We start from the raw sequence: 24,427 nt of genomic DNA, 5'->3' as shown, positions 1-24,427 counted from the left end.
ACACGGGTTTGCGCCGCCACCCAGCTCAGGAGCGGCGCGCCAGGGGCGGGGGCGGGGAGGTGCCCGCCCGGTCGGGGATCTGCGAGCATGTCCCGATGCGGGGCGGAGGCGGGTGAGCGGCGCTTTCGGCGCCGAGGCGCAGCCGCCGCAGCCGAAGCGCAAGCTCCGCGACCAGATCCCCGCCGGCGTGCGCATCCCGGTGATCCTCTTCATCACCGCGCTCGTCGTCGAGTACCTCGTCGTCCCGAAGTTCATCATCGCCAGCCGCAACTTCAACAGCCTCGAGCACCTCGACCCGATCTGGCTCACCGCCGGCGTGCTCGTCGAGGCGGGAGCGCTCTTCGCCTACTCGGTGCTCACCAAGGTCCTGCTCCCCGCCGACGGGCCCGGGGTCTCGGTGCTCTGGCGGATCGACCTCGCCGGCCTCGCGATCGCGCACGTCGTGCCGGGCGGGACGGCCGGCTCGGCGACCCTCGGCTACCGGCTGCTCACCTCGCACGGGGTGCGCGGCGAGGACGCCGGCTTCGCGATGGCGACGCAGGGCATGGGCTCGGCGGTCGTGCTGAACGTGCTGCTCTGGTTCGCGCTCGTGGTCTCGATCCCCTTTGCCGGGGTGCACCCCGTCTACGTGCTCGCCGCCCTCGTCGGCACCTTCGTATTGCTCGCCTTCGCGGCGATCGTCTTCTTCTTCACCCGCGGCGAGGAGCGGGCGGTGCGCCTCGTGCGCGGGCTCGGGGCCAAGGTGCCGCGAGTCACCCCCGACGGCCTCGAGCGCATCGTCCGCCACATCGGCGGGGCGCTCCGGGCCCTCGCGAGCGACCACGACCGGCTGATCGCCGCACTGCGCTGGGCGACGGTGAACTGGCTCCTCGACGCGGCCTCGCTGTGGTGCTTCCTCGCCGCGCTCCACGTCTACCTGAACCCCGTCTACGTCCTCGTCGCCTGGGGGGTGGGCAACGTCCTCGCCGCGCTCCCCTTCACCCCGTCCGGCCTCGGGGTGGTGGAGACCCTCGTCCCGCTGCTGCTCGTGAGCTTCGGCGCCGTCGCGAAGACGGCGACCCTCGCCGTTATCGGCTGGCGGCTCGTGAACTTCTGGGCGCCGATCCCCGTCGGCGCCGGCGCCTACCTGTCGCTGCGCGCCGAGCGGGGGACGCGCCGCGAGGCGCTCCGCCAGATGGCCGCCGAGTCGCGTGACCGCACCGTCGAGTTCGATCCCGACGCGCCGCAGCGCGAGGACGATCAGGAGTAGCCGGGGACGAGCTCCGCGGCCTCGAAGTCCTCGCGGCCCTGGCGGTCGAACACCGCCTCGACGCGGCGGCCGAAGCTCTTCTCGAACAACCCCCGCTTGCGGCGGAAGGCCCACTGCTCGAGCTCGGCGTCGCCCTTCGCGGCGATGCGCAGCGTCACCGTCCCGGCGCGCTCCTTCTCGAGGCGGATCGCGCCGACCGAGCCTGCGTGCGAGGCGTCGAGGCTGTCGGCGACGCGCAGCAGCGCCGTCAGCCCGAGCACCCGCTGGCGCTCGTCCTCGGTGAGCGCCCCATTGCCGGCGCTGTGCGGGCGGGGGGTGCCGCGCACGTGGAAGCGGCCGATCAGCGAGAGCATCCGCACCTCCTCGGGGGTGAAGCCGCGCAGCCCCCCGTGCTCGATCAGGTAGGCGGTGTGGCGGTCGTGGTCGACGCGGCTCACGTGTTCGCCGATGTCGTGCAGCAGCGCGGCGAGCTCGAGGAGCTCCCGGTCTTCGGGGGGCAGGCGGTGCAGCTGCGCGGTGACGTCGAAGAGGGCGACCGCGATCGCCGCCACCTGGCGGGCGTGCGGCTGGCGCCAGTTGGAGCGGCGGCAGAGCGAGAGCACCGAGGCGCGCCGCAGCGCGCGCGGGTCGTCGGCGAGCTCGGCGCGGTCGTGACCGCCGATCGCGTTCAGCACCACCCCTTCGCGCAGCGCCCAGTCGCTGATCGTCAGCTCGCCGAGGCCGGTCTCCTCCATCAGGTGGTTGAGGACGATGATCCCCGCGGGGAGCAGCTCGGCGCGCTTCTGGTCGCCGCCCGGCAGCTTGGCGCGCGCCTCCGCGTCCGCGCCGAAGATCGCCCGCTCGAGGGCGAGCAGCTCGGCGCGGGCCACGGTCACCTGGTTGAGGCTCGCCGGCTCACCCCCGCCGCGTTCCGCGACCGCCATCTTCGCGAGGTCAGAGAAGGTCCCCGACGAGCCGATCAGCATGCGCGGCTTCAGCTCACGCGCCTCGGCGAGGACCGGGGCGAGCTCGCCGCGCACCCGCTCCTCGAGGCGCCGGCGGTCACGGCGCGAGGGCGGGTCGGTGCTCACGAGCTCGGCGGTGAGGCGGCCGACGCCGAGGCGGAGGCTGGCCGCGTACATGAGCGCCCCCTGGTCGCCGACCATCACCTCGAGGCTGCCGCCGCCGAGGTCGGCGGCGAGCGCGGGGGCGGGCTCGATGAGCACGCTCGAGCGGATCGCGGTGAAGATCAGCCGCGCCTCGACCACCCCGTCGACAACCTCGATCTCGACGCCGGTCTCGGCGCGCACGCGATTCACGAAGGCGACGCCGTCCTCGGCCTCGCGGATCGCGGCGGTGCCGAGCGCGATCGTCTCGTCGGCGTGGTTGGCCTCCGCGATCGCCTTGAAGCGCGCGATCACCTCGACGGCGCGCGCCGTCGACTCGCGTCCGATCCTCCCCGTGCGGGCGACCTGGTCGCCGAGACGGAGCATCTCCTTCTCGCGGGCGAGCGGGCTGAAGCTCCCGTCGAGGCGCGCCTCGCAGACGAGGAGGTGGAAGGAATTGCTGCCGAGATCGAGCGCCGCGATCCGCACTAGTTGCCGAGCACCTCGTGCGCCCGCCGTCGCTGGGCGCGCTCGTGGGCGAGCGCCTGCAGTCGGCGCTGCGCGGCGTGCTCCGCGGGGCCGTGGCTGCGCCGCCAGCTGCCCGCCGCGGAGAGGGTCCAGGAGTTGTGGTCGTCCTCGGCGCAGAGCGTGAGGACGTCCTCGAGGCGCCCGCAGAGCTCGGGGTCGAGCACCGGGGCGAGCGCCTCGATGCGGAAGTCGAGGTTGCGCTGGATGAGGTCGGCCGAGCCGACGAAGTAGCGGGCGGGGCGGCTCTCCTCGGCGGGCGTGTCGGTCGCCGGCTCGAGGGCGCAGTGGGCGGTGACCTCGGGGCCGGGGCTGCCGAAGCGGTAGATGCGGGAGTGCTCGAGGTAGTGGCTGACGATCGAGCGCACGCGGATCGTCTCGGAGAGCCCGGGCACCCCCGGGCGCAGGCAGCAGAGCCCCCGCACGACGAGGGAGACCGCGCACCCGGCGCGCGCCGCGCCGTAGAGGGCGTCGATCACCTCGGGGTCGGTGATGCCGTTCAGCTTGAGGGCGATCCGTCCCGCCTCCCCCGCCGCCGCCTCGAGGGCGATCTGCTCGAGGACCCAGGGGCGGAAGTCCTGGGGCGCGAGCACGAGGCGCCGTGTGCGCGGTGGCTGGGAGAAGCCGGTGAGGTAGTTGAACATGTCCGTGAGGTCGGCCCCGATCGCCTCGTCAGCGGTGAACAGGCCGAGGTCCTCGTAGATGCGTGCGGTGTCCGCGTTGTAGTTCCCCGTCCCGACGTGGCAGTAACGGCGGATGCCGTCGGCCTCGCGGCGGACGACGAGGATCGTCTTCGCGTGCGTCTTCAGGCCGACCACCCCGTAGACGACGTGCACCCCGGCCTGCTCGAGCTGGCGGGCCCAGGCGATGTTGCGCTGCTCGTCGAAGCGGGCGGTGAGCTCGACGAGGGCGGCGACCTGCTTGCCCTCCTCGGCGGCGCGTGCCAGCGCGGCGACGATCTGCGCGTCACCGGCGGTGCGGTAGAGGGTCTGCTTGATGGCAAGGACGTCGGGGTCGGCGGCGGCTTGCAGCACGAAGGCGTCGACCGAGGCGGCGAAGGACTCGTAGGGGTGGTGGACGAGCACGTCCCGCTCGGCGAGGACCGCGAAGAAGTCGGTCGGCTCGTCGACGCCGGTCGTGAGGGCGGGCGGCGGGACCGGCTGGTAGGGCGGGTCCTTCAGGTCCGCGCGGTCCATCGCCGCGATCGACCACAGCTGCGCGAGGTCGAGGGGCACCGAGGCGGCGTAGACGTCGTCGTCGTCGAGCTCGAGCTCGTCGAGGAGCAGCTGCACCATGTCCCGCGACATCGCTGGGTCGATCTCGAGGCGCACGGCGCGGCCGAAGCGGCGGCGGCGAAGCTCGATCTCGACGGCGGCGAGCAGGTCGTCCGCGTCGGAGGACTCGAAGTCCAAGTCGGCGTTGCGGGTGACGCGAAAGGCGTAGTGGCCACCGATCTCCATCTCCGGGAAGAGCGTGTGCAGGTTGGCGGCGATCACCTGCTCGAGGGGACAGAAGCGCTCGCCGTCCGCGAGCGGCACGAAGCGCGGCAGCAGCGGTGGCACCTTCACCCGCGCGAAGCGGTGCATCCCCGCCTCGGGGTCCTCGACGCGCACCGCGAGGTTGAGCGAGAGGTTGGAGATGTAGGGGAAGGGGTGGCCGGGGTCGACGGCGAGGGGGGTGAGGACGGGGAAGATCTTGCGCTCGAAGACCTCGTCGAGCTCGGCCTGCCCCGCGGCGTCGAGGTGCTCGTAGTCGAGGAGGCGGATGCCCGCGGCGGCGAGGGCGGGGTGGAGCGCGCCGGAGAAGATCGCCGCGTTGCGCACCACGAGCTCACAGGTCCGCTCGCGGACCGCGGCGAGCTGCTCGGTCGGGGTGCGGCCGTCCGCGGAGCGCTCGGCGTAGCCCGCCGCCTCCTGGTCGCGCAACCCCGCGACGCGCACCTGGAAGAACTCGTCGAGGCCCGAGGAGAAGATGGCGAGGAACTTCACCCGCTCGAGCAGCGGCAGCGAGGCGTCGGCGGCGAGGTCGAGGAGGCGGTCGGCGAACTCGAGCCAGGAGAGCTCGCGGTTCAAAAAGCGCGCCGCCCCGTAGTGATCGGGGGACTTCTCGTCCTCGAGGCGCTCGGGGTGGAGGGGGATCACCGATTCCTCGTCGAAGCGCCTGATCATCGGGCCCAACGCTACCGGGGCTGCGTGAGCGCCGGTCGACTCATCTGGGGCGGTACGGTGGCGAGGTGCAGCTCGCGGCGCTCGGCTACCGCACCAAGCCGCGACGGCGGAGCGAGCTCGGCCTCCTCGTCGTCGGTGGGGTCGCGATCATCTTCGCCTCGCTGCTGCCGGCGCTCGCGAAGTCCAACGCCCTCCCCGCGCACGAGCTCCTCTTCCTCCTCGGCCTGATCGGCGTGCTCGTCATCGTGCAGGCCGTGAACCGCCGCCTCGTCCCCGACGCCGACCCGGTGATGATGCCGCTCGCCCTCGTGATGAACGGCCTCGGCTACGTGATGATCAGCCGCATCGCCCCGCACGGGGCCGGGCCGCAGTTCGCCTGGACGGTGATCGGCCTCGGCGCCTACAGCGCGGTGCTGCTCGTCTTCCGCCACAGCCGCGACCTCGAGCGCTACCGCTACCTGTTGCTGCTCGCGGCCTTCGGGTTGCTCGTCGCGCCGGTCGTCCCAGTGATCGGCGCGCCGATCAACAGGGTGAGCGGCGCCTACCTCTGGGTGCACGCCGGCTCGATCACCTTCCAGCCGGTCGAGATCGCGAAGTTGCTGCTCGTGATCTTCTTCGCCTCGTACTTCATCGAGAAGCGCGAGCTGCTCACCATCCCGACGCGCCGCGTCGGCAACCACATGCTCCCCGACCTGCGCGCCTTCGGGCCGATCGCGGTGGCCGCGGTGATGTCACTGATCGTGATCCTCGGCGAGCGCGACATCGGCTTCGCGTTGCTGCTGTTCATCGTCTTCTTGTCGCTGCTGTGGCTGACGACCGGACGCTGGACCTACCTCGCGATCGGCATCGTCGCCTTCATCGCCGCCACCTTCGTCGCGAGCCACGTCCTCGGCCAGGTCGACGGGCGGATCACCACCTGGCTGCACGCCTGGTCCGACCCGACCAACACCGGCTACCAGACCGTGCAGGGCGAGGTCGCCTTCGCGCGGGGCGGCCTCTACGGCACCGGCCTCGGCCTCGGCATCTCCGCGAACCCGGTGGTGCTCCCGGTGAACACGAGCGACTTCATCTTCGCGGTGATGGGCGAGGAGCTCGGCCTGTTCGGGGCGACGGCGGTGATCATCGGCTTCCTGCTGCTCGTCGGCAGCGGGCTGCGCGCCTCGCTGCGGGCCCGCTCGGAGTTCTCCAAGCTCTGCGCCGCGGGGCTGACGGTGCTCATCGGCTTCCAGGCCTTCTTCATCATGGCCGGCGTCACCCGCCTGCTGCCGCTCACGGGGGTCACCCTCCCCTTCGTCTCGGCGGGTGGCTCCTCGCTCGTCGCCAACTACGCGCTGCTGGCGATCCTCATGCGGATCTCCAACGAGGGCAATCAGCCGGTCGCGACGCCGAGCTGATCGAGCACCGCCTCGGTGACCGTGAGCGGCACCGGTAGGGGGTGGCGGAGCGCGAGGGCGATGCCGTCCGAGGGGCGGCAGTCGAGGGTGCGGGGGCCGCTCGGCCCGGAGAAGACCACCTCGGCGCGAAAGGCGCGGTCCTCGCCGGCGGTGATGCGCACCGCCTCGAGCACGATCCCGTAGGCGGCGAGGCTGGAGGCGAAGAGCTCGTGGGTGAGCGGGCGCGGCGTCTGCAGCCCCTCGCGGGCGTAGACGATGGCGTTCGCCTCGGGGATGCCGATCGGCACGGTGAAGGCACGGCGCTGGCCTCCGATCTCGCAGAGCACGAGGCGGGCGTGGCTCTCGGGGAGGAGGACCTCGACGGCGGCGATCTCGACCGGGCAGTAGCGCACGGGCGCCAGCTGCTCGGACCCCTCTTCCTCCCCACCGGCGGTGTCGGCGGCCGCTCCGGCCTCGCTCACCGGCTGCGGAACCTGCGCATCTCCACGTTCGCGACGAGGCCCACCACCGCGAACGTAGCGAACAGCGCCGAGCCGCCGTAGGAGATGAACGGGAGCGGGATCCCGGTGATCGGCATCAGCCCGGCGTTCATCCCGACGTTCTGGAAGACCGAGAAGGCGACGAAGGCGAGCGCCCCGCCACAGAGCAGGCGGCCGAGGGTGTCGCGCGCGACCTGCATGGCGCGCACCATGCGCAGCGCGATCACCCCGAAGAGGCCGACGACGACGACCGAGCCGACGAAGCCGAACTGCTCGCCGATGGTCGAGAAGATCATGTCCGTCCAGTCCTCGGGGATGTAGTTCGAGTTGGTGAGCGCCCCGTGGAAGAGCCCCGTCCCCGAGACGCCGCCGGCACCGATCGCGGTCTGCGCGAACAGCGGCTGGTAGCAGGCCTGGGTCCCGGCGAACTTCGGCTGGTTGCAGTCGCTCTGATGGAGGAACGCGGTGAGGCGCTGCAGCTGGTAGCTGTGCAGCAGGTGGACCTTGGTGCCGATGAGCACGAGGCTCACGAGGCCGAGGACGACGAGCGCGAGGTAGCGCAGGCGCACCCCGCCGACGACGAGCATCGTCGCCACCACGACCGCGGTGACGATCGTCGTCCCGAGGTCGGGCTCGGCGGCGACGAGCGCCATCGGCACGGCGACGAGGCCGCCGAGGCGGGCGAGGTTGGCGACGCCGAGCTCGGTGTCGTGGCGGTGCAGGAAGACCGCGCTGGCGACGATCACCGAGAGCACCCCGAACTCCGAGGGCTGGATGGCGAGCGGGCCGAGGACGATCTCGCGGGTCGCGCCGAGGTTGCTCGTGTGGCCGACGGCGCGCACCGCGAGCAGCGTGAGCACCGAGAAGCCGTAGATGAAGACCGCCCACTCCTCGAGGCGGCGGTAGTCGAAGCTCATCAGCACGACCATCACCACGATGCCGAGGACGGCGTAGATCAGCTGGTGCTTCAGGTAGTAGCCGCCGTAGATCGCGTTCGTCGCCGAGTAGACCATCACGACGCCGATCGCCGCGAGGGCGAGCGCGGCGGCGACGAGGGTGAGGTCGAGGTGGCGCAGCGCCGCCAGGCGGCTCGCCTCGCGGCGCCCGGTGACAGCGCGGGCGCGACGCTCGAGCATCTGAACCGCCACGGCTGCCATCATTACCGGCCGTGATCATCGGCGCTTCGCGGGGTGGCTACCTCTACGAGGTGCTGCACGGCATCGGCGTGGACCCGTCGCAGGCCCAGCGCTGGCAGGACCTCGCCTCGCGACCGCTCGCCGTGCTGCTCGTCGTCGTGGTCGGCCTGCTCGCCTCGCACCTCGGCTCGCGCCTCATCCGCAAGGGGCCCGGGCGCGTCCGCCGCATCCTGCAGCCGGGCGCCGACCCGGCGCACGCGAGCCGCGTCGACACCGTGCTGCGGATCGTCGCCAACGCCTGGCGGGTGGCGATCGGCATCATCGCCCTGCTCACGGTGTTCGCCGTCGTCGGCATCAATCTCGGCCCCTTCCTCGCGGGGGCGACGGTGATCGGGGCGACGATCGGCTTCGGCGCGCAGAGCCTGGTGCGCGACTTCCTCTCCGGGATGCTGATGCTGATGGAGGACCAGTACCGCATCGGCGACCTCGTCACCGTGAACGACACCACCACCGGCACCGTCGAGGAGGTCTCGCTGCGCGTCACCCGCCTGCGCACCGCGGACGGCACCGCCTGGTACATCCCGAACGGGCAGATCCTGAAGCTCGGCAACAGCTCGCGCCACTGGTCGCGCGCCCTCGTGAGGGTCGCGATCGCGACCGGCGTCTCGATCCCGGACGCGACGAGGGCGATCGAGGAGGCGGCGACCACCGCCCTCGACGCCCCCGAGCTCGAGGGCAAGCTCCGCTCAGGGGTGCACGTCCTCGGTGTCTCGGACGTGGCCGCCCAGCAGGTGACGATCGACCTCGAGGTGCAGACGGCGCCGCTCGCCGCCGACGACGTGGCCCGCGTGCTCCGCCAGGCCGTCGTCGAGCGCCTCGCCGCCGAGCACATGCTGCCGGTGCCGGTGAACTGAGGCGCCCCGCCGGGCGCGCCCCCGCCGGGCGCCCGCGCCACCGGGTCGCGACTTCTGACTACTGTCGCCGGGGAACAGGCCCGTGCCCGGGCCGCCAGGTCCCGCCGCGGCCACGCCGCCAAGCACGGAGGTCCAGATGTCCGACGCCACCGACCACCAGCACGTCGCCTCGAACGGGCGCGCCGAGCTCAGCCTCGACCAGCTCGCCGAGCTGCACGGCGGGCTCGCGAAGTTCATGCTCGAGATCTCCGACCGCGCGACGCGTGCCCACCAGGCGGGGGTGGCGAAGAACCGTCGCGTCTGCCTGCACCAGATCGGCGAGCTCACCAAGACGCTGCGCCTCTCGGTGCTCGTCCGCCCCCAGTACCAGGAGGCGATGGACAAGTTCATCTCCGAGGACCTCGCCAAGGTGCGCGCCGTCGTCGACGCCGAGGAGTGGGAGAAGTTCCCCGAGGCCTGGGAGGACCTCACCCTCTCGGTGAACGCCAACCACGAGGAGTTCGACCACGGCTACCTCGTCTGGAAGGTCCCGACGGACGCCTCCTCGGACCTCGACCTCACGCCGCGTGGCTGAGGCGCGCTGCCGCGGCCTCGGGACCGCCCGGTGAGGCTCGTCGTCGACGAGGTGATCTGCGTCGGCCACGCGATCTGCGAGGACGTCGCCCCCGATCTGTTCCGCGTCGACGAGCACGGCATCGCGCACGTGCTCGTCGATCCCGTCCCCGACGGGCGCATCGAGGCGGCGCGCACCGCGATGCTGCGCTGCCCCGCGGAGGCGATCACCCTCACCGGCTGACCACCCCGGCCGCAGGCGCGGCCGCCTCAGCTGGTCGGCCGCTCCCCCACCGCAGCCCACATCGCCGCGACCGGCGCCTCGCCGCCGGTGAAGAGCTCCACCTGGCGCGCCGCCTGGTGGACGAGCATCCCGAGGCCGTTGCGAACCGTCGCGCCACGCGTCGCGGCGGCGGCGAGGAAGGGCGAGCGGGCCGGGTGGTAGGCGAGGTCGACGGCGAGCTGACCGGGCCGCAGCGCCGCCGCCAACGAGGCGCCGAGGGCCTCTGCCTCACCACCGGCCTGCAGGGCGAGCGAGGTGGCGTTCACCACGAGGTCGACCCCACCGAGCTCAGCCGCCTCGCCGACCCGGCCGCGCTCGCCGGCGAGGGCCGCCGCGGTGCGCGCCCGCGCCGGCGTGCGGTTGACGACGAGCACCGACTCGGCGCCGCCGTCGGCGAGCGCGACCACCACGCCGCGCGCCGCCCCCCCGGCGCCGAGCACGGCGCAGCGGGCGCCCGCCGGCGAGAAGGACAGGGCGCGGGCAAGGTCGTCGAGCAGGCCGGGGCCGTCGGTGCTCTCGGCGACGGAGAGGCCCTGGCGGAAGACCACGGTGTTCGCCGCCCCGAGGCGCTCGACGACGGCGCTCCTCGTGTCGGCGGCGGCGGCAATCCCGTCCTTGTGGGGGGTGGTCACCGAGAGGCCGACGAGGCCGAGGGCGGCCGCGCCGGAGAGGGCGGCGGCGGCCTCGCCGGGCGCCACCGAGAACGCGAGGTAGCGGAGGTCGACGCCGAGCGCCGCGTAGGCGGCCTCGTGCAGCAGCGGCGAGAGCGAGTGCGCGACGGGATCACCGATCAGCGCGCACAGCCGCGTCGCCCCCGAGAGCGGGGGGCACCCGTTCACGGCGCGGCGGCGCGCGCCGCGTCGGCGATGCGGCGGTCGAGGTAGCCCTGCAGGAGGACCGCCGCCGCGGCGTCGTCGACGGCGCGCCGGCGACCCCTGCCGCCGCCCTCGCGGCGACGACGGGTCGCCTCGACGGTGGAGAGGCGCTCGTCGACCGTCACCACCGGGACCGAGAGCACCGCGGCGAGCGCCTCCACCTCCCCGAGGGCGTCGCGCGCCGCGGGACCGACCTCACCGGAGAGGCGGAGCGGCAGCCCGACGACCACACCGACCGCGCCGAACTCCTCGACCAGCCCGGCGACGGCGAGGCGGTCGCGCGCGGGCTCGTCGGAGCGGCGGAGGACCTCGTGGGCGAGGGCGATGTGCTGCGCTGAGTCCGAGACGGCGATGCCGATGCGCACGGTGCCGAGGTCCACCCCCAGCAGCCGGCCGCGCGCCGGCAGCGCGGGGGGCGTGCCGGCCATCAGGCCCCGAGGCGCTCGCGCAGCAGCGAGAGCGCGGCGTCGATCCCCGACGGGTCGCGACCGCCGGCCGTCGCGAGCTCGGGCGAGCCGCCGCCCCCGCCGCCGACGAGGCGCGCCGCTTCGGAGGCGAGGGCGCGCGCGTCGGCCCCCCCCGCCGTGGTGGCGACGACGAGCGCCACCTTCTCGCCGTCGGGCGAGCCGACGAGCGCCACCGCGCCGATCGCGGGGTCGTCGCGCACCGCGAGCGCGAGGTCGCGCAGCGCCGCCGGCTCGAGCGCGTCGCGGCGGGCGACGACGACACCGCGCTCAGCCCCCGCGGCGAGGCTCTTCGCCTCGTCACGGGACTGCGCGCCGCGCACCTTCTTCAGCTCCTCCTCGAGCGAGCGCTCCCGCTCGAGGAGGCGGCCGAGGGCGTCGTGCAGCTCCGCGGGGCTCGCCCGCAGCGCCTCGGAGAACTCGGCGAGCAGCGCGTCGTTCACGGCGATCCCCTCGAGCGAGGCGGTGCCGGTCGTCGCCTCGATGCGCCGCGTGTTGGCCCCGATCGAGGCCTCCGAGACGATGCGCAGCGGGCCGATGGTCCCCGTGGCGGCGACGTGGGTGCCACCGCAGAGCTCGACCGAGACGCCGCCGGTCTCGACGACGCGCACCACCTCGCCGTACTTGTCGCCGAAGAAGGCCATCGCCCCCGACTGCTCGGCCTCGCCGCGCGAGGTCTCGTAGGTGCGGACCGGCTCGTTCTCGAGCACCTCGGCGTTCACGAGGCCGGTCACCTCGGCGAGCTCTTCGGCGCTGAGCGCCGCGAAGTGGCTGAAGTCGAAGCGCAGCCGGTCGGGGGCGACGAGCGAGCCCTGCTGCTTCACGTGGTCGCCGAGCACCTTGCGCAGCGCCGCGTGCAGCAGGTGTGTCGCGGTGTGGTTGCGGCGGATCGCCTGCCGGCGCGCCGCGTCGATGGCAGCGTGCACCGGCGAGCCGGCCTCGATCGAGCCCTGCTCGAAGTAGCCGGTGTGGCGGGCGAGGCCCTCGGTGGCGACGGTCGTGTCGAGGACGCGGAAGGTCCCCTCGGGGGCGGTGATCCGCCCGGTGTCGCCGACCTGGCCGCCGCCCTCCGCGTAGAAGGGGGTGCGGTCGAGGTAGAGGTCGAGGAGCACCGCGCCCTCCGGCAAGGCCTCGCCGTCGAAGTTGCTGAAGGCCTCCTCGGGGCGCTCGAGCGCCGCGAGCAGGCGGCCGTCGGCCTCCTCCCGGCGGTAGCCGACGAACTCGCTCGGGCCGAACTCCTCGAGCACGCCGCGCGCCGCCTCGGCGAGGCCGCTGTCGCCCTTGCCCGCGCGCGCCCCGGCGCGGGCGCGGGCGCGCTGCAGCTCCATCTCGGCCTCGAAGCCCGCGACGTCGACGGTCACGCCCCGCTGGGCAGCGATCTCGTTGGTGAGGTCGATCGGGAAGCCGAAGGTGTCGTGCAGGCGGAAGGCGACCGCCCCCGAGAGCTCGCCGCCGCTCTCCAGCTCCTCCTCCAAGAGCGCGCTTCCCTGGCGGAGGGTGCGGCGGAAGGCCTCCTCCTCGTGGGCGACGACGGTGGTGATGAGGCCGGCGTCGCGCACGAGCTGTGGCCACGCGGAGGCCATCTCGGCGATCACGCCCTCGATGACCTTCGGCATCACGAGGCCCTCGCCACCGAGCTGCTGGGCGCGCAGCACCGCCCGGCGGATGATCCGCCGCAGCACGTAGCCGCGCCCCTCGTTGGAGGCGAAGACGCCGTCGGAGACGAGGAAGGCCATCGTGCGCGCGTGGTCCGCGAGCACCCGCAGCGCGACGTCGGCCTCGCCCCCCTTGCCGTAGGTCACGCCCGTCGCCACCTCGGCGGTGGCGATGATCGGCCGCAGCAGGCTCGTCTCCCAGACGCTCGGCGCCTCCTCGACGACGGTGAGCACCCGCTCGAGGCCGAAGCCGGTGTCGATGTTCGGGCGCGGCAGCGGCTCGAGGGTGCCGTCGGACTGCCGGTCGAACTGCATGAAGACGAGGTTCCAGATCTCGAGGAAGCGCTCGTCGCTCCCGAGCGCGGGGCCGCCGTCGTGACCGAAGGCGTCGCCGCGGTCGTAGGCGATCTCCGAGCAAGGGCCGCAGGGGCCCGTCTCGCCCATCTCCCAGAAGTTGTCCTCGTCGAGGCGCTGGATGCGTTCGGCGGGGAAGCCGATGCCCCGCCACAGCGCCTCGGCCTCGTCGTCGGAGGTGTGCACGGTCACCCACAGGCGCTCCGGGTTGAGGCCGATCACGTCGGTGAGCAGCTCCCAGGCGTAAGCGATCGCATCGGCCTTGAAGTAGTCGCCGAAGCTGAAGTTGCCAAGCATCTCGAAGAAGCTGCCGTGGCGGGTGGTGCGGCCGATGAGCTCGATGTCGTCGTGCTTGCCCCGCACCCGCACGCACTTCTGCACCGTCGTCGCTCGCGGAAAGGGGGGCGCCTCCTCCCCGAGGAAGTAGGGGAGGAACTGGTTCATCCCGGCGTTAGTGAACATCGGGGCGCGCGGGTGGTGTGGGATCAGCCCCGCCGAGGGCACGAGGGTGTGCTCGCGGCTCGTGAAGAACTCGCTGAAGGTGCTGCGCAGCCGCTCCGCCTCAACGCTCATCGCTGCCACCTCCCTCTCTCGGTCCGTCGGGCTGTCTCTCGGGCTCTCCGTCGGGCGCCTCGCCACGGCGCAGCGCCTCCAGGCGTGCCCCGAGCTCAGCCTCGCGGCCGTGCGCGCTGGGCACGAAGTACCGCCGTCCAGCCAGCTCTTTCGGCAGGTAGACGCCCTCGACGAAGCCCCGCGGGTCGTCGTGAGGATACTCGTAGCCGCGACCGTGGCCGAGCGCCGTGGCCCCCTTGTAGTGGGCGTCGCGCAGCCGCTCGGGGACGGCGCCGGCGGGCTCGTGCTCGACGTCGGCCTGCGCCGCCCAGAGCGCCTTCGCGGTGGCGTTCGACTTCGGCGCGAGGGCGAGGTGCACCGCCGCCTGCGCGAGGTTGAGCGCCGCCTCGGGGAGGCCGACGCGCTCCAGCGCTTCGGCGGCCGCGGTCGCGACGACGAGCCCCGTCGGGTCGGCCATGCCGACGTCCTCGCTCGCGAGGATCACCATCCGGCGGGCGACGAAGCGGGGGTCCTCGCCGGCCGCGAGCAGGCGGGCCATCCAGTAGACGGCGGCGTCGGGGTCCGAGCCGCGCAGCGACTTGATGAAGGCGCTCACCATGTCGTAGTGGTCGTCGGGGCTGAAGCGCAGCGCGCGCGTGGTGCGCGCCGCCTCGACGTCGGCGAGGGTGACGACCGGCGGCTCGCCCCTGCCGCGCGCGATCGCGACGGCGACCTCGATCGAGGTGAGCACGCCGCGCGCGTCGCCCTCGGCGAGCGAGCAGGCGGCGGCCACCGCGTCCGGCGCCGCGGAGGCTCCCTCGCGCTCGAGGGCGCGGCCGACGAGCGCCTCGAGGTCGTCGCGCGTGAGCGGCTCGAAGCGGAACAGGGTGGAGCGGCTGAGCAGCGGGGCGTTCAGCGCGAAGAAGGGGTTCTCGGTCGTCGCCCCGATCAGCACGACGACGCCCTCCTCCACGCCGGGGAGGAGGGCGTCCTGCTGGGCGCGGCTGAAGCGGTGGATCTCGTCGAGGAAAAGGATCGTCCCCCGCCCCGACTCGCCGAGGCATCGGCGCGCCCCCTCGAGCTCCTCGCGGACGTCCTTCACCCCCGCCGAGACGGCGGACAGCTGTACGAAGGTCTTCGCGGAGGTGTCGGCGACGAGGCGGGCGACGGTGGTCTTGCCGGTCCCCGGGGGGCCGAAGAAGATCGCCGAGGAGAGGCGGTCGCTCTCGACGAGACGGCGGAAGGGCGCGCCCTCGCCGAGCAGGTGGCGCTGGCCGATGACCTCGTCGAGGCGGCGGGGGCGCAGGCGCGCCGCGAGCGGCGCACGCGACTCGAGCTCGCTCGCGGCCGCGGCGTCAAAGAGGCTCCCGCCGCCGGTCGGCAACTCAGCCCGGCCCGGAGGGGGCTCCCCCCTTTTCGGGGGGGACGACGACGTTGATCCCGAGCTCGCGGAGCTGGCGGGCGCCGAGGGCGCGGGGGGCGCCGGTCATGAGGTCGGTCCCGGACTGGGTCTTCGGGAAGGCGATCACCTCGCGGATGTTCTCCTCGCCGGCGAGCACCGCGACGAAGCGGTCGAGGCCGACGGCGAAGCCGCCGTGCGGGGGCGCGCCGTAGGCGAAGGCGCCGAGCAGGAAGCCGAAGCGCGCCGCTGCCTCCTCGTCGGAGATGCCGAGCGCGCTGAAGACCTTCGCCTGGATGTCGGGGCGGTGGATGCGGATGCTCCCCGAGCCGAGCTCCCAGCCGTTCAGCACGAGGTCGTAGGACTGGGCGCGCACCGCGAGGGGGTCGGAGTCGAACTTCTCGAGGTCGCCCGGCTTCGGCATCGTGAAGGGATGGTGCGCGGCGACGAGGTCCCCCGCCTCGTCGTAGCCCTCGAAGAGCGGGAAGTCGACGACCCAGCAGAAGCGGAGCGGCCCTTCGCTCACCGGCGGCCGGCCGAGGTCGACGCGCAGCTGGCCGAGGACCTGCGAGGCGGTGCGGTGCTCGTCGGCGACGATGAGCAGCAGGTCGCCGGCGGCCGCGCCGCAGAGGTGGACCATCTCGGCGCGCTCGGCGTCGGAGAGGAACTTCGCGATCGGCGACTCGAGGTCGGGCCCCTCTACGCCAGCGACGACTCGCATCCAGACGAGGCCCTTGGCCCCGAGCGCCTTGGCCCGTTCGATGAGCGCGTCGAGGCGGGCGCGCCCGAGCTCCGCGCCACCGGGAAGGACGATCGCCCGCACCGAGGCGGGGTGCGCCTCGTCGGCCGACCGGAAGGCCTTGAACTCGGTCTTCTCGAGCGCGGGGGTGAGCTCGACGAGCTCCATCGCGAAGCGCAGGTCCGGCTTGTCCGAGCCAAAGCGGTCGAGCGCCTCGTCCCAGGTCATCTCGACGGGAGCCTCCGGCCGTTCGCCGCGCACCGCCTCGACCGCCGCGTAGAGCGCGGCGGTGACCGCGTCGCGCACGTCGCGCTCGGTGACGAAGGAGGCCTCGAGGTCGAGCTGGGTGAACTCGAACTGGCGGTCCGCGCGCAGGTCCTCGTCGCGCATGCAGCGGGCGATCTGGTAGTAGCGGTCCATCCCGCCGACCATCGAGAGCTGCTTCGCGATCTGCGGCGACTGCGGGAGGACGTAGAACGCGCCGTGCTGCAGCCGGGAGGGGATCGCGAACTCCCGCGCCCCCTCGGGAGTCGGAGTCCAGAGCAACGGGGTCTCGATCTCGAGGAAGTCCTGGGCCGCCATCTGCTCACGCAGCGCCTGGTTGATGCGGGCGCGCAGCCGCAGGTTGTGCTGCATGCGCGTCGAGCGAAGGTCGAGGTAGCGGTGGCGGAGGCGGACGCTCTCGTCTGTCTCGCTGTGGCCGTCGATGACGAACGGCGGCGGCTGGGCCTCGGAGAGGATCTCCACCTCGCAGTCGGACAGCTCGACGAGGCCCGTCGCGAGCTCGGGGTTCTCGGTCCCCTCCGGCCGCAGCCTGAGCGACCCGGTGACGCGCACTACGTACTCGCTGCGCACCGTGAGGCGGGTGTCGATCACGCACTGCACGAGGCCGGTGTGGTCGCGCACGTCGACGAAGGCGAGGTGCTCGCCGTGCTCGCGGCGGTGCGCCACCCAGCCGCAGATCGCGACCTCGCGGCCGACGTCGTCGGGACCGAGGGCCCCGCAGTAGTCGGTGCGCAGCCCGAGCGGACGGGGGCCGCTCACGGGCGCGCCCCGGCGAGCAGCTTCTGCAGGGAAGGGGCGAGGTCGTCCACGTCGAAGGACTCCTGGTGGTGGGCGTCGGGGCCGCGCAGCACGCGGGCGGTGACCTGGCGTCGGGCGAGCTCGTCCTCGCCGACGATGATCGCAACGGTCGCGCCGGAGCGGTCGGCCTGGCGGAGCTGGGCCTTCATCGACCGCTGGTCGAAGGCGCGCTCGGCCGAGAAGCCGAGGCGGCGGAGCTGGTGGGTGAGGTCGCGCGCCGAGGCGCCGCCGGTGAGGTCGACGACGAAGAGGTCGACCCCGTCCTCGCCCGCCGGCGCGGCGCCCTCGGCGTCGAGGGCGAGCAGCACCCGCTCGATCCCGGTCGCGAAGCCGATGCCCGGCGTCTCGGGGCCGCCGAGGGCGGCGACGAGCTTGTCGTAGCGGCCGCCGCCGCCGACCGCGTTCTGCGCGGACTGCAGGGCGAGCGAGCCGAACTCGAAGGTCGTGCGCGTGTAGTAGTCGAGGCCGCGCACGAGGAAGTCGTCGAACTGGTAGCCGACGCCGAGCGCGTCGAGGCCGGCGACGACGCGCGCGAAGTGGTGCTCGCAGTTGTCGCAGCGCATCGAGGAGAGGACGGGCATCTCGGGGCGGAGCGCGACGCACTCCTCCCGCTTGCAGTCGAGCACCCGCAGCGGGTTGCGCGCCCACCCCTCGCGGTGCTCGCCGCAGAGCTCGTCGGCGTGCGCCGCGAGGAAGACCTCGAGCGCCGCAAGATACCCCGGACGGCACTCGTCGTCGCCCATCGAGTTGATCCGCAGCACGAGCTTCGAGAGCCCGGCGGCTCGCAGGTACTCGTCGAGGAGGGCGACGACCTCGACGTCGAGGTCGGGGTCGGCCGATCCGATCGCCTCCACGCCGAACTGGTGGTGCTGGCGGTAGCGGCCCGCCTGCGGCCGCTCGTAGCGGAACGCCGGCGTCACGTACCAGGACTTGAAGGGCACCGGCGGGCGGTGCTGCACGTAGGCGCGTACGACTGATGCCGTCCCCTCGGGGCGGAGCGCGAGCAGGCGGCCGCCGCGGTCCTCGAACTCGTACATCTCCTTGGTCACGACGTCGGAGGCCTCCCCGACACCACGGCGAAAGACCCCCGCGTCCTCGAACATCGGCGAGAGCACGAGGCCGTAGGCGGCCCTCCTGCAGAGCCCGGCGAAAGTCGCGACGAGCTGCTCGATGCGCGCGCTCTCCGGAGCGAGCACGTCACGCGTGCCCGTGGGTGCCTGAAAGGCGGTCACTTCCCGGCGGGCTGGAGGCTGCGACCACCGCCGGGGAGGAGGCGGTACGCGTCGTAGACGCCCTCGAGCTGGCGGAGCGAGCCGAGGACGGAGTCGAGGTGCGCGGCGTCGGCGAGTTCACACTCGAAACGCATCGCAGCGACCCTATCGGCTGCGATGCGCGACGACGAAGAGATGATGTTCACGTGGTGCTCGGCGAGCACGCGCGCCACGTCGACGAGGAGCTGTGACCGGTTGAAGGCCTTGACCTCGATCGCCGAGACGTAGACACCCGACTGCGAGTCGTCCCACTCGACCTCGATGAGGCGCTCGTTGTCGCCACCGGTGAGGGCGGTCGCGTTCACGCAACCCTCGCGGTGGACCGAGACGCCCCGCCCGCGGGTGACGAAGCCGATGATCTTGTCGCCGGGGACAGGGGTGCAGCAGCGGCTGAGGCGCACCATCATGTCGTCGAGGCCCTCGACGTAGACACCCGCCGAGCCGCCGCGCCGCGCGCTCGGCCGCCGCGTCTGCAGGACCGTCGTCGGGAGCTGCTCCTCTCCGCCGACGAGATCCCGCTGCAGCCGCTGCACCACGCCGCGCGCCGAGCAGTGCCCCTCGCCGATCGCCGCGTAGAGGCCGTCGAGGTCGACGAAGCCCATCTCCTCGGCGAGCTCGCCGAGGGCCGCCGAGCTGGACAGGCGCTGCACGGGGAGGCCCTCGCGCCGCAGCGCCTTCGCGAGCTCGTCGCGGCCGTTCTCGATCGCGTCCTCGCGCCGTTCGCGCGAGAACCACTGGCGGATCTTGTTGCGCGCCCGCGGGGAGGCGGCGAAGCGCAGCCAGTCCTGGCTCGGCCCGGCCGTCGGCACCTTGGACGTGAAGATCTCGGCGGTGTCCCCCGAGGCGAGCTTGTTCTCGAGGGGGACGAGGCGGCCGTTCACCCGCGCCCCGATGCAGTGGTGGCCGACCTCAGTGTGGATCGCGTAGGCGAAGTCGACCGGCGTGGCTCCCGTCGGGAGGGTGACGATCGCCCCCTTCGGCGTGAAGACGTAGACCTCGCCCTGGTCGAGGTCGAGCTTCAGGGTCTCGAGGAACTCGATCGGGTCGGGGGTGTCGCGCTCCCAGTCCACGATCCGCTGCAGCCAGGCCATGTCCTCGGAGGAGTGCGAGCTCCCTGGGTGGGTGGTGTCCTCCTTGTAGCCCCAGTGGGCGGCGATCCCGAACTCCGCCCGGCGGTGCATCTCCTGGGTGCGGATCTGGATCTCGAGGGGCTTGCCCTGCGGCCCCACCACTGTCGTGTGCAGCGACTGGTAGAGGTTGAACTTCGGCGAGTTGATGTAGTCCTTGAAGCGTCCCTGCACCGGCGGCCACAACGCGTGCACCGAGCCGAGGGCCGCCCAGCAGTCCTTCTCGGACTCGACGACGATGCGGATGCCGACGAGGTCGTAGATCTCGTCGAACTCCTTGCCCCGCAGCACCATCTTCTCGTAGATGCTCCACAGGTGCTTCGGGCGTCCGGTGACGACGGCGTCGATCCCGAGCGCCGAGAGGCGGCCGCGCAGGATCTCGATCACGAGGGCGAGCTCGGGCTCGCGCCGCGGCGCGCGCGTCGCCACCATCTGCGCGATCTCCGCGTAGCGCTTGGGGTGCAGCGAGGCGAAGGAGAGGTCCTCGAGCCGCCACTTCATCTCCTCGATGCCGAGGCGGTGCGCGAGGGGCGCGTAGATGTCGAGGGTCTGCTGCGCGGTGCGGTGCTGCTTCCACTCCGGCATCACCGAGAGCGTCTGCATGTTGTGCAGGCGGTCGGCGAGCTTGATCACGAGGACCCGCCAGTCCTTAGCCATCGCCACGAGCATCTTGCGGACCGTCGCCGCCTGCTGCGCCTCCTTCGAGGAAAAGTGCAGGCGGTCGAGCTTGGTGACCCCGTCGACAATCTGCGCGATCACGGGTCCGAAGGCCGACTCGATCTCGCCGAGGCTCACCTCGGTGTCCTCGACCACGTCGTGCAACAGCGCCGCCGCGGCCGAGGTGGCATCGAGCCCGAGGCCAGCGACGATCTCCGCCACGGCGATCGAGTGCGTGACGTAGGGCTCGCCCGACAGGCGGGTCTGGCCCTCGTGCGCCTTGCAGGCCAGGTCGAAGGCGGCCTTCACGGCGGAGAGGTCGTCAGAGGGGCGGTGCGTGCCGAGCAGGCCGAGCAGCGTCTCGGCGGAGACGCCGTGGCCAGACGCGCCCGCCGAAGGCGGCGCCGCTGCCTCGGTGAGCGGGTCCACGAGGGCCATGAGACAGATTATCGGCTGGGGCCGGATTTGAAGCTGAATGGCGGCGCGGCGCCCGTGCCCCTCGGGCCGCGAGGTCCTCGGGGCCGCGCCGGGCCGGGCCGGGCCGGGCCGGGCCGGGCCGGGCCGGGCCGGGAAGAGACTGCCACGGCTCCGTGCCTGCGGAACCCTCGACCGAGGGCCCACGCAGCCGTGTCCGTCGGCCGGGGCCCAGGAACGCATTCCGAGCAACTGCCGACCGCCACTACAGTTTGCCTGCGACCACCACCGACCCTGCTCCCTCCCTCGACGATCCGGCGCCGCCGACAGCCGGCGGCGAGCTGCCCTGGCGCCCCGGCCGAGTCCGCCGGGGGCCGGCGCTCATCGTGGTCGCGATCGTCCTCGTGATCTCGCTCTTCGGCTTCGTGTTCGCCGCGGTCGGTGGCAAGCCGCCGAAGACGACGGCGCCGAGCGGCGGCGCCGTGGGCGGGACGGGCCTCTCCCCCGCCGCATCGACACCGCTGTTCCGGCAGATCTCCTCGGGGGGCGACCCTCCCGCCGACGTGCTGAAGGCGCTCGTCGTGCCCGCCGGCGCGACGGTGAAGGGCCACGAGCGCAGTGATGCCGGCCTCGAGCTCTACGACGGCACCGTCACCCTCGACGTCGCCGCCAGCCGCGCGAAGACCGTCACCTTCTACCGCACGGAGCTGAAGGCGGGAGGCTGGTCGGTCTCCGGCCCCGACACAACCGCGGACGGCAAACACACCGAGCTGTTCGGCACCCGTCCCTCGACCGACGGCTACTACTGGGAGGTGGCGGTCGTGCTCACCCCGGCGGGGCCCTCGCTCACCCCGGCGCTGAACGGCGACCTCTCGGCCGGCGAGACGACGCTCGCCCTCACGCTCTTCGAGCAGAACGACCCCGACTGAGCCGCTCCGACCGAGAGCGCCACCGCCCAGGCGGCGAGGTTCGCCGGGTAGATGAGGTAGCCGAAGCGGGTGGCCGGGGCGAGCAGGGTCGCGAGCAGCAGCGCGAAGGCGGTCACCCCGGCGACCCCGGCCACTGACCGCGGCGGGCGACGGTAGAGCAGCGCGAGCACGAGGAGGGCGCCCACCGCTGCGAGGAGCCCGGTGATGAGGCGACGGTGCGAGGGGAAGATCGTCGTCAGCACCTGGCCGAGGAGGGGGCTCGCGGCGGGCGACCGCACGCTCGCGAGGCCGAGGGGGAAGCGGACGACGTTCACGAGGAAGCCCTCGGGGCTCGTGAGCACGCCGAGCAGGATCACCGGCAGCGCCACGACCGCTGCGGCCAGGGTGTAGCGCCCGATCGCCCGGCGCCCCTCCCCGTCACGCACCGCGAACACGAGGAGCAGGAGGATCGGCCAGGCGGTGAACTTGAGGGTCCCGGCGACGCCGAGGACGAGGCCGGCGGCGACGGGACGTCGGCGGGCGGCGAGGACGAGGCCGAGCAGACAGAGCGCTAGGACCGGCAGGTCGTCGCCACCGGTCACCATCGGGAGGGCCCCGAAGGGCAGCACGACGAGGACCTGCACCACCCGTGACCGCCATCGCAGCGCGCCGGGGCCGAGGAGGAGGGCCCCGCCGGCGACGCCGAGGGTGAACAGCACGAGCGCGAGACGGGCGTCGCCCAAGGCGGCGCTCGCGACGTAGGCGCTCGGCAGGCCGAAGAGGACCATCCCCGGCAGATAGGGGAAGAAGGCGGTGGAGTCCACGTCGTGGTGGTCGCTCTGCGGCGAGTCGCCGACCGAGGAGGGCGAGGTGAGGTACGGGCTGCGCGCCGCGGCTGCCCGGTCCCCGGCCCGTTCGATCACCGCCACCTCGGGCTGAGCGTGCGCGCCCGGCGTCGCCTCGGCGCGCCAGGCGAGCTCGGCGCCGAGCGGGACGACCACGACGCCGAGGACGAGGACGAACAGCACGCCGCGCCGCAGGCGCGTCACGGCGGCCGTGGCCGGTGGGCGGCGGCGGCCGGTGCGCCGCGCCCCCACCAGGCAGACGATCGTCGCCGCCCCGTAGGCGACCGCCGCCATCTGGCCCCAGTCCCGGTAGTCGGGGGACTCCGCGAGGCCGGCGTTCAGCAGGGCGAAGCCGCAGGAGCCGGCGTACAGGACGGCGTCTTGCACGAGGAGGGGGAGCGAACTGAGGAGACGCCACGCCCCCTCGAGGCGGTCGCGCAACGCCACCGGTGCGGTCGGCCCCACGGAGGCCGACACGCTCGCCATCGCCTGGGAGCGTAGTTTCGGCGCCCCCGTCGATGGTGCCGAGACCCGAAGCGGCCCCGCGACCCTCGTGTTGAGGTCGCGGGGGCCCTGCTCGCTCGTCGGCGCGGCCCGGTCAGTCCTTCGGCTGGGCCGTGGTGCGGAGGTAGGGCTTCACCGTCGTGTAGCCGGGGAAGCGCTTCGCCGCGTCCTCGTCGGAGACGGCTGCGGTGATGATCACGTCGTCACCGTGCTGCCAGTTCACCGGCGTGGCGACCTGGTGCTTGGCGGTCAGCTGCAGCGAGTCGAGGACCCGCAGGATCTCCTCGAAGTTCCGGCCGGTCGCCGCCGGGTAGGTGATCGTGAGCTTGATCTTCTTGTCCGGGCCGATGATGAAGACCGAGCGGACGGTCATCGTGGTCAGGGCGTTCGGGTGGATCATCCCGTAGGCGTCGGCGACCTTGCGCTCGGGGTCCGCGATCAACGGGTAGTTGAGCGCGTGGCCCGAGACGTCCTTGATGTCGCCCGCCCAGTTCTTGTGGGAGTCCACCGGGTCGACCGAGAGGCCGAGGACCTTGGCGTTGCGCTTCTCGAACTCGGGCTTCAGTCGGGCGACCTCGCCGAGCTCGGTGGTGCACACGGGGGTGAAGTCCGCGGGGTGCGAGAACAGGACACCCCAGCCGTCGCCGAGGTAGTCGTAGAGGTGGATCTCGCCCTCAGTCGTCTCCGCCGTGAAATCGGGCGCGTCGTCTCCAAGCTGCAGTGCCATGGGGTTTCTCCTCTGATGTGGAATGCGCCGCCGAGCTTACCGCCGGGGGCGCCGATAGTCGACCGGAGAGGTCAAGAATTCGCTCCCCGGTCCGCCGCGACGCGGTGTGTAGCGTCGGGCGCGATGAACCCCCCCTTGCCAGGCTTCCTCAAGAGCCTCGCGCCCACGCTCAATCACCACGGCTATCTCGCCGTCGGCGGGTTCGTGATGCTCGAGGACTTCGGCATCCCGGTCCCGGGCGAGACGATCCTCATCGCCGCGGCGATCTACGCAGGCGCGGGGCAGCTGAACATCGTGGTCGTGGGGCTCGTCGCGGTGTCCGCCGCCGTCCTCGGCGACAACGTCGGCTACGCGATCGGCCGCTTCGGGGGTCGGCCGCTCATCGAGCGCTACGGCCGCTACCTGTTCATCACCGCCGAACGCCTCGACAAGGCGACCGCCTTCTTCGAGCGGCAGGGCCCGAAGATCGTCGCCATCGCCCGCTTCATCGAGGGCCTCCGCCAAGCCAACGGCATCGTCGCCGGCCTCTCGGAGATGCCGTGGCCCGTCTTTCTGACCTTCAACGCGATCGGCGCCGTGCTCTGGGTCGCCCTCTGGGCGACCGTCGGCGACGTCGCCGGGAGCCATGTGACGGCGATCTACAACGGCATCGGCCACTACTTCGTGTACGTGTTGATCGCGCTGGTGCTGCTGGGCACCGCCCTCGTGGTTCACCACGTGCGGCGCCACCGCCGCGCGCTCGCCGCCGCGGCGCGCCGGGCCGAGGTCGAGGGCGCCCCCACCGGCGCGGTGGACGGCACGTCGGGACGGGCGGGCTGAGCGAGCAGCGGCGCCTGAGCGCGCCGAGCACCGAGGATGGCGACGAGGGAGAGGACGACCGGGCGAGCCTCCGGGCGAGCCCCCGCCGTCGTCGCTCGCGGCTGCTCGCGCGCATCGGTCGCGGCGACCGCCTCGCCCTCTCGGTCCTCGTCGCGCTCCCGCTCGCGATCTACCTCCCCTACGTCGCCGCCGGCTACCTGATCCTCCCCGGCGACGACCTCGTCCAGAACCTGCCGCTGCGCGAGCTGG

The 24,427-nt window shown here is 72.9% G+C and carries 19 protein-coding genes; 6 read left to right on the top strand and 13 right to left on the bottom strand.

The annotated features are described in order from the left end of the window. Positions 1 to 112: 112 nt before the first annotated feature. On the top strand, positions 113 to 1,249 hold the full coding sequence (locus VNF07_06110) for a lysylphosphatidylglycerol synthase transmembrane domain-containing protein (protein ID HVB05803.1): 1,137 nt from the start codon (positions 113 to 115) through the stop codon (positions 1,247 to 1,249). Here VNF07_06110 and VNF07_06105 read toward each other — a convergent pair. Then, positions 1,240 to 2,823, bottom strand: a complete 1,584-nt coding sequence (locus VNF07_06105; GenBank protein ID HVB05802.1) for a Ppx/GppA phosphatase family protein — start codon at positions 2,821 to 2,823, stop codon at positions 1,240 to 1,242. The two genes, VNF07_06110 and VNF07_06105, sit on opposite strands and share 10 nt — an antisense overlap. Then, the gene (ppk1, locus tag VNF07_06100; GenBank protein HVB05801.1) at positions 2,823 to 5,027 is read right to left on the bottom strand and encodes a polyphosphate kinase 1; all 2,205 of its coding nucleotides are present in this window, start codon (positions 5,025 to 5,027) and stop codon (positions 2,823 to 2,825) included. Before ppk1 ends, VNF07_06105 begins: the two co-directional genes overlap by 1 nt. Before the next feature lie 65 nt (positions 5,028 to 5,092). Between ppk1 and VNF07_06095 the strand changes: the two genes are divergently transcribed. After that, positions 5,093 to 6,421 (top strand): FtsW/RodA/SpoVE family cell cycle protein, encoded by a 1,329-nt coding sequence (locus tag VNF07_06095; protein HVB05800.1) that lies wholly within the window; start codon positions 5,093 to 5,095, stop codon positions 6,419 to 6,421. On the opposite strand, the gene VNF07_06090 is transcribed toward VNF07_06095, so the two are convergent. After that, positions 6,397 to 6,882 carry a bifunctional nuclease family protein gene (locus VNF07_06090; GenBank protein ID HVB05799.1) on the bottom strand — a complete coding sequence of 162 codons (486 nt, stop codon included), beginning with the start codon at positions 6,880 to 6,882 and terminating at the stop codon, positions 6,397 to 6,399. The genes VNF07_06095 and VNF07_06090 overlap by 25 nt on opposite strands. Then, positions 6,879 to 8,048 (bottom strand): FtsW/RodA/SpoVE family cell cycle protein, encoded by a 1,170-nt coding sequence (locus tag VNF07_06085; GenBank protein ID HVB05798.1) that lies wholly within the window; start codon positions 8,046 to 8,048, stop codon positions 6,879 to 6,881. Before VNF07_06085 ends, VNF07_06090 begins: the two co-directional genes overlap by 4 nt. A 20-nt stretch (positions 8,049 to 8,068) precedes the next feature. Between VNF07_06085 and VNF07_06080 the strand changes: the two genes are divergently transcribed. The 3 genes from VNF07_06080 (at position 8,069) to VNF07_06070 (ending at position 9,746) form a co-directional block, all read left to right on the top strand. Next, entirely contained in the window at positions 8,069 to 8,950 is an 882-nt protein-coding gene (locus VNF07_06080; protein ID HVB05797.1) for a mechanosensitive ion channel domain-containing protein, read from the top strand. A 136-nt stretch (positions 8,951 to 9,086) separates the two neighbouring features. Beyond that, on the top strand, positions 9,087 to 9,524 hold the full coding sequence (locus tag VNF07_06075) for a hypothetical protein (GenBank protein ID HVB05796.1): 438 nt from the start codon (positions 9,087 to 9,089) through the stop codon (positions 9,522 to 9,524). A 30-nt stretch (positions 9,525 to 9,554) separates the two neighbouring features. Continuing rightward, positions 9,555 to 9,746 carry a ferredoxin gene (locus tag VNF07_06070; protein HVB05795.1) on the top strand — a complete coding sequence of 64 codons (192 nt, stop codon included), beginning with the start codon at positions 9,555 to 9,557 and terminating at the stop codon, positions 9,744 to 9,746. 26 nt (positions 9,747 to 9,772) lie between these two features. Here VNF07_06070 and aroE read toward each other — a convergent pair whose 3' ends face one another. The 9 genes from aroE to VNF07_06025 form a co-directional block, all read right to left on the bottom strand. Further along, positions 9,773 to 10,624: a shikimate dehydrogenase gene (gene aroE, locus VNF07_06065; protein ID HVB05794.1), complete on the bottom strand. Its 852-nt coding sequence runs from the start codon at positions 10,622 to 10,624 to the stop codon at positions 9,773 to 9,775. Then, on the bottom strand, positions 10,621 to 11,088 hold the full coding sequence (gene ruvX / locus VNF07_06060; GenBank protein ID HVB05793.1) for a Holliday junction resolvase RuvX: 468 nt from the start codon (positions 11,086 to 11,088) through the stop codon (positions 10,621 to 10,623). Before ruvX ends, aroE begins: the two co-directional genes overlap by 4 nt. Further along, positions 11,088 to 13,706 (bottom strand): alanine--tRNA ligase, encoded by a 2,619-nt coding sequence (gene alaS, locus VNF07_06055; GenBank protein HVB05792.1) that lies wholly within the window; start codon positions 13,704 to 13,706, stop codon positions 11,088 to 11,090. The genes ruvX and alaS overlap by 1 nt, the downstream gene beginning before the upstream one ends. Further along, positions 13,696 to 15,069, bottom strand: a complete 1,374-nt coding sequence (locus tag VNF07_06050; protein HVB05791.1) for a replication-associated recombination protein A — start codon at positions 15,067 to 15,069, stop codon at positions 13,696 to 13,698. Before VNF07_06050 ends, alaS begins: the two co-directional genes overlap by 11 nt. 1 nt (position 15,070) lies before the next feature. Beyond that, complete coding sequence (gene aspS, locus VNF07_06045) at positions 15,071 to 16,867, bottom strand: aspartate--tRNA ligase (GenBank protein ID HVB05790.1); 1,797 nt, start codon at positions 16,865 to 16,867, stop codon at positions 15,071 to 15,073. After that, positions 16,864 to 18,138 (bottom strand): histidine--tRNA ligase, encoded by a 1,275-nt coding sequence (hisS, locus tag VNF07_06040; GenBank protein ID HVB05789.1) that lies wholly within the window; start codon positions 18,136 to 18,138, stop codon positions 16,864 to 16,866. Before hisS ends, aspS begins: the two co-directional genes overlap by 4 nt. Further along, complete coding sequence (locus VNF07_06035) at positions 18,135 to 20,399, bottom strand: bifunctional (p)ppGpp synthetase/guanosine-3',5'-bis(diphosphate) 3'-pyrophosphohydrolase (GenBank protein HVB05788.1); 2,265 nt, start codon at positions 20,397 to 20,399, stop codon at positions 18,135 to 18,137. The genes hisS and VNF07_06035 overlap by 4 nt, the downstream gene beginning before the upstream one ends. A gap of 778 nt (positions 20,400 to 21,177) precedes the next feature. After that, a complete protein-coding gene (locus VNF07_06030) occupies positions 21,178 to 22,614 on the bottom strand; it encodes a glycosyltransferase 87 family protein (GenBank protein HVB05787.1) in 1,437 nt (478 codons plus the stop codon). A gap of 112 nt (positions 22,615 to 22,726) precedes the next feature. Continuing rightward, positions 22,727 to 23,359 carry a peroxiredoxin gene (locus tag VNF07_06025; GenBank protein HVB05786.1) on the bottom strand — a complete coding sequence of 211 codons (633 nt, stop codon included), beginning with the start codon at positions 23,357 to 23,359 and terminating at the stop codon, positions 22,727 to 22,729. 123 nt (positions 23,360 to 23,482) lie between these two features. Here VNF07_06025 and VNF07_06020 point away from each other — a divergent pair, with 123 nt between their 5' ends. Beyond that, a complete protein-coding gene (locus tag VNF07_06020; GenBank protein ID HVB05785.1) occupies positions 23,483 to 24,178 on the top strand; it encodes a DedA family protein in 696 nt (231 codons plus the stop codon). Positions 24,179 to 24,427: the final 249 nt, after the last annotated feature.

The sequence above is a fragment of the Acidimicrobiales bacterium genome, assembly GCA_035533595.1.
GTDB lineage: Bacteria > Actinomycetota > Acidimicrobiia > Acidimicrobiales > Bog-793 > DATLTN01.
This window is presented reverse-complemented; position numbering and strand designations above follow the sequence as displayed.